We start from the raw sequence: 7,763 nt of genomic DNA, 5'->3' as shown, positions 1-7,763 counted from the left end.
GACAAGTGGTGTTTTCCGCCGATCACCGGCCCCTGGCCGGCGGCACCCCGCCGCCCGGGCTCACACGCGCAGCGCCGGCGGGAAGCCGGTCCAGCGGGCCTCCTCCGGCAGGTGGGACAGGTCGTTGAAGCAGAGCACCGCCGCCGGCCGGTCCGCCGCGTAACGGATGACCGTGAGCCCGGCGTTGGCCGGATTCAGCCCCATCCACCGCCAGGGCGGGGCGTCATGGGCCTCGGCGACGAGGTGGGCGACGAGGAAGGCGTGGGTCACCACGAGTTCCCGCCGGGGGCGGCCCCCGTCCGGCACCGGCCCGGTGAACGCGGCCCGCGCCCGCGCGGCCAGCTCAGCGCCGCGTCGGCGTTCGTCCGCCGGGACGTCGGCGAGCCGGTCGGCGAGCGCCGCGTGCTCCGCGGGAAGCTCCGCACGCTCGGGAACGTACGGCACATAGTCCCCGGCGGCCTCCGACACCTCCGGCACGGCACCGCCCTCGCCCCACTCGCCCGCCACGAGGCGGGCGGTCTCCACCGCCCGCGGCAGCGGCCCGTACCGGAAGGCGTCGAACGCGACGCCGCGCAGCCGGCGCCCCAGCGCCCGTGCCTGCTCCCGCCCGACACCGGTCAGCCGGGACTCGTCGTCGGTGGCCTCGCCGTGCCGGACGAGATAGAGGTACCGGTCGGCGGTCGTTCCAACGTTCCCGGACACGGCGACTCCCGTGGGTTGTGGTCGGAGTGCGAGGGACTACCGCCCCTCCCGCCACCGGGACGCCGCCCACGCGCTCACGGGTTCCCGGCCCCGGGGACGGTCACGGACGGCGTATCGTCGGGGGCATGGCTGGTGGTGAGGGAACCGTCCGGGTGGACGTGTGGATCTGGTCCGCGCGGCTGGTGAAGACGAGGTCGCTCGCGGCCTCCGCCTGCCGGGCCGGACACGTTCGGGTGAACGGCGACCGGGCCAAACCGGCGCAGGCGGTGAAGGCGGGCGACGAGGTACGGCTCCGGTACGCCGGGCGGGAGCGGATCGTCGTCATCGAGAAGATCCTCCGCAAGCGTGTGGGCGCGCCGGCCGCAGCCGAGGCCTACGTCGACAACAGCCCGCCACCGCCACCCCGTGAGGCCGTCGCGCCGGCCGGAGTACGCGAGCGGGGCGCGGGCCGACCGACCAAGCGGGACCGCAGGGAACTCGACCGCCTGCGCGGAGCGGGGCCGCTGCCCCCGGGTTGACGCTCGGGTTGCACCCGCGCGCGGCGCCTGATCAGCCCCTGACCGGCACATTTGCCGTCGCCGCGCCCGCACCGCCGTCAGTATCGGGCCTCCCGCGTTACCCCGGACGGGGAACCGCGCATTGCTACGAAAGAGGGATTTCCGGGCGGAGAGCAGGGGACAATGTGCGGGGCGCGGTGTGTCGGGCGGGAGATCGGCCGGGGTTCCGGCGCAATTGCCGAGGTGCCGCCCCGTCGTGCCCCGGGCGTCTTCGCACGTCGGGGCCGGCGTCGGGGTGGTCCACGTCGATTCCCCCCTGCTCCCCGGAGTGCCCACATGCAGCCCGCACACAGAGGCCGTCTGGCGACCGTCGCCGCGCTGGCCACCGCCACCCTCCTCGCGCCCGCCGTCCCGGCGTTCGCGGACTCCAGCAACCTCACCATGTCCCAGCCGTACGTCTCCTCGATCGCACCGGGGAAGTACGGCGAGGTCACGCTCGTCGCCACCAACGGCGACGACTGGGCGGACGTCAAGGCCTTCCGGGTCACCGCGCCCCGCCAGACGAGGTTCGGGGAGAGCACCTTCCGCTGGAACGACGAGCCGACGCGGATGGGTTGCGGCCTCTCGGACGACGCGCGCGTCCTCACCTGCACCTGGCGTGAGCGCACGGCGTTCGGCTTCGAGCCGAACAGCAAGGTCCGCCTGTCCGTGGTGATCCGGGTCGACAACGACGCCCCCGAGGGGACGACGCTGACGGGCGGCAAGTGGGAGGCGAAGGACGTCCACCACTCGCCGTGGCCGTTCGCGGTGGCCACCCCGGTCACCGGCCCGAAGGGCGACAAGGGCAAGCCCGGTCCCAAGGGCGACCAGGGCCCGAAGGGCGACAAGGGCGACAAGGGCAAGCCCGGTCCCAAGGGCGACCAGGGCCCGAAGGGTGAGAAGGGTGACCAGGGCAAGCCTGGTCCGAAGGGCGAGAAGGGCGACAAGGGCCGCCCGGGTCCCAAGGGCGAGCAGGGCAAGCCCGGTCAGAAGGGCGACCAGGGTCCGAAGGGCTCGAAGGGCGAGAAGGGCGACAAGGGCCGCCCCGGACCCAAGGGCGACCAGGGCCCCAAGGGCGACAAGGGCGACCGTGGTGAGCCCGGGACGCCGGGCGGCCCGCAGGGCCCGAAGGGCGACAAGGGACCCAAGGGCGACCCCGGCCCCCAGGGCCCGAAGGGCGACAAGGGCGACAAGGGCGACAAGGGAGCCAAGGGGGACAAGGGTCGTCCCGGTCCGAAGGGCGACAAGGGCCCGAAGGGCGACAAGGGCAAGCCGGGACCTCAGGGCTCCCAGGGACCCAAGGGTGACAAGGGACCCAAGGGTGACAAGGGCAAGCCGGGTCACTGTGACTGCAAGGACGGTCACGGCAAGGGCAACCACAAGGTCCACGGCAAGGCCAAGGTGATCTCGAAGAGCCCGCTGACGATCCGCAAGAGCCCGAACACCTCGCACCACGCCAAGGGCTCGCTCAAGCCCGGCACCGTCTTCAAGGTCGCCTGCAAGACCAAGGGCGCGCACGTCGACGGCAACAAGATCTGGTACAAGCTGTCCGACGGTCGCGGCTGGGTCTCCGCCCGCTACGCGAAGAACCTGAACCCCATCCCGTACTGCTGACGGGGACGGTCGACCGATCCGACGAGGGGACGGGCCGGGTCATCCAGACTGGATGGCCCGGCCCGTCCCTCGTTCGGCGGTACTCCGGATGCGTGGTGGTGTGCGGTGTGCCCACGCTTGGGTATGGAGAAGAAGCGCCCGCCAGAGCCCGAGTACCCCGTGGTCGTGGGGTCTTTCGGCGAGAACAGCCGCTACCGGCTGGTCTGGCTGCGCGGGATCGGTTGGGAACCGCTCGCGCGCGAGGACTTCGAGGCGCGGGTGCGAGAGGTGTTCCCCGACATCGACCTGGACGATCCCGAGCAGGTCCACTGGGTGGACGGCTCCGAGGAGTGGCCCGCCTGGCACCCCCCGGAGAACGACGAACCCTGACCCCGGTGTCCGCGCAGGCCCCTCATGGTTTCGCTGGCCGCGCATTGGCGAGGGCATGCTCGCCCGCGTCGAGCACCAACCGCCATGGGTACTCCTCAGGGCGGCCCTGCCCCGGCGGGTTCGGTACGAACCCGCCCTCCCCGTAGAGCACGCGCACCCCTGCCGAACGCAGCGTCTCCACTGAGCGGTCCATCGCTGGATGAGCGGCCAGAGTGGTCTTGACGCAGGGCATCACCACCACGGGCACTCCGGCGCCGATCGCCTCGGCTGCGACGCCGACGACGTAGGACGGAGTCAAGCCCAGCGCCAGCGCGCTGATGCTGTTGAGCGTCGCGGGCGCGACGGCGATGACATCGGCGGGCGGCCAGGGTGCCACGCTCTCGCCGGGCCGACGCCACTGGGTGCGCACCGGGTGGCCGGTCAGCTCCTCCAAATCGGCCACCCGGCCCCCGAGCCAGGAGTGAGCGGTCGGCGTGAGGCCAAGGCAGACCTCCCAGCCTTCCGCCTGAGCGGTGGCAACGGCACTCCGGACGTGAAGCACGGGCGGAGCCGCACACCCGAAGAGATGGAGCAAGCGAGTAGTCATGCCGCCATCACAGCACGACAACCGTCCCCCGCCGTTCGAGGATTCACCACACGCGCGGCTCGCGACGAGTACCGTTCCAGGCGTCGAGTCAGAAACGGAGTGCGCATGTCCGACGCCCCCGGTCTGCGGTACGACATCTCTGTCGGCCGACGCATCAAGGCCATCCGGAACCAGCGAGGGCTCACCCAGCATGGCCTGGCTCAGCGATCTCACGTTTCGTACAGCACCCTGACGAAGGTGGAGAGCGGCCACCTGGCGGCATCACCGACGGTGACAGCGGCCTGTGCGCGTGCGCTGCGTGTGCCCGTCACCGACCTCACCGGGCAGCCCTATATGGACGCTCTCCGACGGGATCGGCTGGAGGAGTTCGTCCAGCCCATCAGGCATGCCATTGTCAGCCCCGGACTCTCAAGGGAAGAGGGCGCGAAGCCACGGAACCTTGAGGCGGTGCGAGTCGATCTGAGCCGCCTGGAGACCAGTCGACTACGCGGCGAGTACCTGGTCATCGGCTCCGAGGGCCCGGCTCTGATCGGCGAATTGGTGACGATCGCCGACACGACGCCACCTGGGCCGGACCGTCAGCGGGTGTATTCGGCGTTGGCCATCATGTACTGCCTGGCCCGCTACTTCACGCACAAGCTGGGCTTTCTCGATCTCGGACTGCTGGCCCTCGAGAGGATGGAAGCGGCGAGCGCGCTGTCGGCGGATCCCTACCTTCCGGCAGTCGTGTGTCACTACCGCAGCGACTATCTCCTCCATCACGGCGGATACGACATCGGCCTTCGTCAGGTGGCACTGGTGGAACGCATGCTGGAGGAGCCGTCCCGCCGAGGGAACGTGCGCGCTCAGTCGCTTCTCGGAACGATGCAGTTGAAGGCGGCCGTCATTCATGCTCGGCGGAGAGGCGGCTCCAGCGCGGTGGACGTGCGTGGCCGGATTCGGGAAGCCCAGCAGGTCGCACACCGGATCAAGGGTCAGCCAGACCCCTATGGTCTTGTATTCGACGAGGTCAACGTAGGCATCCACCAGGTGTCCACTCTCATCGATCTGGGCGAGCCGGGGCAAGCGGTTGAGTACGGTGAGCGACTGCGGCTGCCGTCGGGCTGGGCGTTGAATCGGCAAGGACACCACCAGATGGACATGGCTCGCGCCTACGAGCAACTGGGCCGTGCCGACAAGGCGCTGCACGCGCTGATCAGTGCCCGCGATGCGGCGCCAGCGCAGACCCGCTATCACCCGACGACGAGGGAGACGGTGCTGGCCCTGCTGCGGCGCCGGGGGACGCCGTCACCACAGCTCAGGGCCTACTCTCGTTGGCTGGGCATCTGACCGCCGTCACCCGGTCGGCACTTTCATTTCTTGATGAAAGTCTCGGACCTCGCAGTCGGGCAGGCTCGTGACAGTCGGTACTCGACACGTCACGAAGGTGAGTCATGGTCGTTCCGTTTCGCTTCGCTCCGCAACAACCAACGCCGCGCGCGGCGTTGGTAGCCGCTCCGCCCGGTGGTCGTAGCACCGAGCCCGCCGCCTACATCTCTTGGGAGTGCCGTATCCGGGCTCATGACGACTGTACGCACGGGGAAGCGCGCCCGTCGCCCGGCTATGGCGTCCACTACGAGGTCTGCGTCTGCCACTGCCACGAGCGCCGGCGGGTGGCGCAGTGACGGGACAACGCTGCCACCGGTGCGAGAACCAGGACGCGACTGTGTGGACGGTGTGGATCGTCGAACAGAACACCGGCCCGGGCTGGTCCCATCGCGCGTGCACCACCTGCGTACCGCTCGGCCAGGGAGAGTTCGACGACCCGAAGGTGGCGGCCCGATGAACCGCCACCGGGACAATGCGGCGAGCGTGACTGTTGAGCCGTGCGGCCGGCGCCGACCTCCGTGGCAGGAGAGGCCGCCTCTGGTCGCCGCACGCCTGCCCTGCGCGCGTACAGCCGGGCACGACGGGCCGCACGAGGACGCGATCGGTCAGCAGTGGGTGGAGATCCCTCCAGAGGTGGTGCACGCGTTGGCGGTGTTGTGCGCCGCCGAACGCCTCCGCCGGGCGTTCGGCCAGGGGTACGGCAGTCAGGACGGGGATCGCTGTCTGAGCGGTTCACCCCAGGGCCGTGGCCGTGCCGGAGACGTGGATGCGGGGGTCGTCTTCGGGGAGGGTGACGGTGAGGAGGCCGGGGCGGCCCATGTCCTCACCCTGGTGGAGGGTGAGGACGGCGCCGTCGGGTGCGAGGTCGAGCAGGCGGAGGTAGCCGCCGAACGCGGCGGCCGCCGCGCCCGTCGCCGGGTCCTCGACGACTCCGCCGACCGGGAACGGGTCGCGGACGTGGAAGACGGTCTCGCTTTCCCGCCAGACGAGTTGCAGCGTGGTGAGGCCGAGCCGCAGCATCAGCGCGCGGAGGTCGTCGAAGTCGTAGTCGAGCTCGGCGAGGCGGGCGCGGGTGGCGGCGGCGAGGACGAGGTGGTCGTTGCCGGCGTAGGCGATGCGCGGCGGTAGGGCGGGGTCGAGGTCGGCGGAGGGCCAGCGCAGCGCTTCAAGGACGGCGGTCAGGTCGACGTCGGTGATGTCGGAGATCCGGGGCGGGACGCTGGTGAGCGTGGCCCGGAGCCCGTCGTCGACGGTGACGGGGACAACGCCGACGCGGGTGGCGAACGCGTAGTCGCCCGGGCCGTGCCGCTCGGCGAGGGCCACGGCGGTGGCGACGGTGGCGTGCCCGCAGAAGTCGACCTCCGCCTCGGGGCTGTGGTAGCGGATGGTGAAGGCGCGTACGCCGGGCTCGGTCTCGGCGGCCGGCTCCGGCGGGGGCGGGGTGAGGAACGCCGTCTCCGAGTAGCCGACCTCGGCGGCGATCCGCTGCCTGGCCGGGGCGTCGAGCCCGCCGGCGTCGAGGACGACGCCGGCGGGGTTGCCGCCGTCGGGCGAGGTGGAGAAGGCCGTGTAGCGCAGGATCTCGGGGGCGGTGGCCGCGGTGGCCGCCGGCTGCTGCTCGCTCATGCCGGATCCAACAGACGTCTGCGTCCGTGCATTCCCGGCACACCCGCGTCCGGGGCAGCCCCCGCCCGGGCTCAGCCGCGGCCGATGTACGGCATGGCCGTGGCCATGACGGTGGCGAACTGGACGTTGGCCTCCAGGGGGAGTTCGGCCATGTGGCGTACGGTGTGCGCGACGTCGTCGGCGTCCATCACGGGTTCGACGGCGGTGCGGCCGTCGGCCTGGAGGATTCCGCTGCGCATGCGCGCGGTCATCTCGGTGGCGGCGTTGCCGACGTCGATCTGGCCGCAGGCGATGCGGTACGGGCGGCCGTCGAGCGAGAGGGACTTGGTGAGGCCCGTCATGGCGTGCTTGGTGGCGGTGTAGGCGACGGAGTGGGGGCGCGGGGTGTGTGCGGAGATCGAGCCGTTGTTGATGATCCGGCCGCCCTGCGGCGTCTGGGTCCGCATCACGCGGAACGCGGCGCGGGCGCAGAGGAACGCGCCGTGCAGGTTGACGTCGACGACCGACTTCCAGTCCTCGTAGGAGAGTTCGTCGGGGAGGACGGCGGGACCGAAGGTACCGGCGTTGTTGAAGAGCAGGTCGACGCGGCCGAAGCGCTCGACGGCCGCCGCGAAGAGGGCGTCGACGGCGTCGGGGTCGGTGACGTCCGTGGGCACGGTCGCGACCCTCGCCTGGTCGCCGGCGAGGTGGGCCGTCTCCTCCAGCGCGTCGGCGCGGCGGCCGGCGAGGGTGAGCGACCAGCCCGCGTCGGCGAGCGCGAGCGCCACGGCGCGGCCGATGCCGGAGCCGGCGCCGGTGATCACGGCGCTGCCGGAGCCCCAGCCCGGCTCGTTCGACGTTTCGTTGATCTCCGTCGTCATGGCGGCAGGGTACGGGACACCCGGAGGCGGCGGCGCGCGACCCGGGGCCCGGCGTGGCACACGGCGGCCCTCCGCGAGGGCCGTCTCCGGGAAGGGCACCCC

At 71.5% G+C, this 7,763-nt stretch carries 8 protein-coding genes; 4 read left to right on the top strand and 4 right to left on the bottom strand.

Going from position 1 to position 7,763, the window contains the following annotated elements; all coding sequences use genetic code 11:
• Positions 1-60: 60 nt before the first annotated feature.
• Positions 61-702 (bottom strand): histidine phosphatase family protein, encoded by a 642-nt coding sequence (locus GL263_RS16835; RefSeq protein ID WP_182856545.1) that lies wholly within the window; start codon positions 700-702, stop codon positions 61-63.
• A gap of 17 nt (positions 703-719) precedes the next feature.
• Here GL263_RS16835 and GL263_RS16830 point away from each other — a divergent pair, with 17 nt between their 5' ends.
• The 3 genes from GL263_RS16830 to GL263_RS16820 all read left to right on the top strand — a co-directional run bounded on the left by GL263_RS16830 (position 720) and on the right by GL263_RS16820 (position 3,221).
• Complete coding sequence (locus GL263_RS16830) at positions 720-1,220, top strand: RNA-binding S4 domain-containing protein (RefSeq protein WP_438947970.1); 501 nt, start codon at positions 720-722, stop codon at positions 1,218-1,220.
• Positions 1,221-1,535: 315 nt separating this feature from the next.
• Positions 1,536-2,852 carry an SH3 domain-containing protein gene (locus tag GL263_RS16825; RefSeq protein WP_228456566.1) on the top strand — a complete coding sequence of 439 codons (1,317 nt, stop codon included), beginning with the start codon at positions 1,536-1,538 and terminating at the stop codon, positions 2,850-2,852.
• Between the two features lie 123 nt (positions 2,853-2,975).
• On the top strand, positions 2,976-3,221 hold the full coding sequence (locus GL263_RS16820; RefSeq protein WP_182856543.1) for a hypothetical protein: 246 nt from the start codon (positions 2,976-2,978) through the stop codon (positions 3,219-3,221).
• 22 nt (positions 3,222-3,243) lie between these two features.
• Here the strand turns inward: GL263_RS16820 and GL263_RS16815 are convergent, their stop codons facing one another.
• Positions 3,244-3,654, bottom strand: a complete 411-nt coding sequence (locus GL263_RS16815; protein WP_500294566.1) for a flavoprotein — start codon at positions 3,652-3,654, stop codon at positions 3,244-3,246.
• A gap of 258 nt (positions 3,655-3,912) precedes the next feature.
• On the opposite strand from GL263_RS16815, the gene GL263_RS16810 reads away from it, so the two are divergent.
• On the top strand, positions 3,913-5,136 hold the full coding sequence (locus GL263_RS16810; RefSeq protein WP_182856541.1) for a helix-turn-helix domain-containing protein: 1,224 nt from the start codon (positions 3,913-3,915) through the stop codon (positions 5,134-5,136).
• Positions 5,137-5,907: 771 nt separating this feature from the next.
• Here GL263_RS16810 and GL263_RS16805 read toward each other — a convergent pair.
• Both GL263_RS16805 and GL263_RS16800 read right to left on the bottom strand, forming a co-directional pair.
• Positions 5,908-6,801: a PhzF family phenazine biosynthesis protein gene (locus GL263_RS16805; protein ID WP_182856540.1), complete on the bottom strand. Its 894-nt coding sequence runs from the start codon at positions 6,799-6,801 to the stop codon at positions 5,908-5,910.
• Between the two features lie 71 nt (positions 6,802-6,872).
• Entirely contained in the window at positions 6,873-7,661 is a 789-nt protein-coding gene (locus tag GL263_RS16800) for an SDR family oxidoreductase (protein ID WP_182856539.1), read from the bottom strand.
• Between the last annotated feature and the right edge of the window lie 102 nt (positions 7,662-7,763).

Origin of the sequence: Streptomyces durbertensis (genome assembly GCF_014156695.1) — a bacterium.
Classification (GTDB): domain Bacteria; phylum Actinomycetota; class Actinomycetes; order Streptomycetales; family Streptomycetaceae; genus Streptomyces; species Streptomyces durbertensis.
The sequence above is the reverse complement of the archived record's forward strand: the minus strand, read 5'-3'. Positions and strand labels throughout refer to the sequence as shown.